This is a genomic window from Synechococcus sp. 8F6, from assembly GCF_002252665.1.
Lineage (GTDB): Bacteria > Cyanobacteriota > Cyanobacteriia > PCC-6307 > Cyanobiaceae > Cyanobium_A.
The window spans coordinates 1-429 of sequence record NZ_NQKZ01000076.1; the positions used below are offsets into that span (position 1 = coordinate 1).

The window sequence follows — 429 nt, forward strand, 5'->3', positions numbered from 1 at the left end:
TGGTATGCTCTTGACGCCAATGTTGTAGAGAGATGCTTACTGGTTCGGATCTGCTCGCCAAAGTCAAGGACCTTGGAGATGTCTCCAAATCGGAGCTCGTGCGTGAGTGCGGCTATGTGAGCAGCAAGAAGGATGGCAGCGAGCGCCTCAACTTCACGGCCTTCTATGAAGCCCTGCTGGGCGCTAAGGGCGTGAATCTCGGCAGCGATAGCACTGGCCGGGGCACCGGCAAAGGTGGCCGCAAGCTGGGCTACAGCACCAAGATCCAGTTCAACGGCAACCTGCTGATCGGCAAGGCCTATACCGCCATGCTCGACCTCAAGCCCGGCGACGAGTTCGAGATCAAGCTTGGCAAGAAGCAGATCCGATTGGTGCCGGTGGGCGGTAGCGACGAAGAGGAGTGAACTGAGGACAGAAGCAGCAGGCTGT

The 429-nt window shown here is 58.3% G+C and carries 1 protein-coding gene; it reads left to right on the top strand.

Annotated elements, in window-relative coordinates; genetic code table 11:
• Positions 1-32: 32 nt before the first annotated feature.
• On the top strand, positions 33-404 hold the full coding sequence (locus tag CJZ78_RS13565; protein ID WP_094561801.1) for an AbrB family transcriptional regulator: 372 nt from the start codon (positions 33-35) through the stop codon (positions 402-404).
• Positions 405-429: the final 25 nt, after the last annotated feature.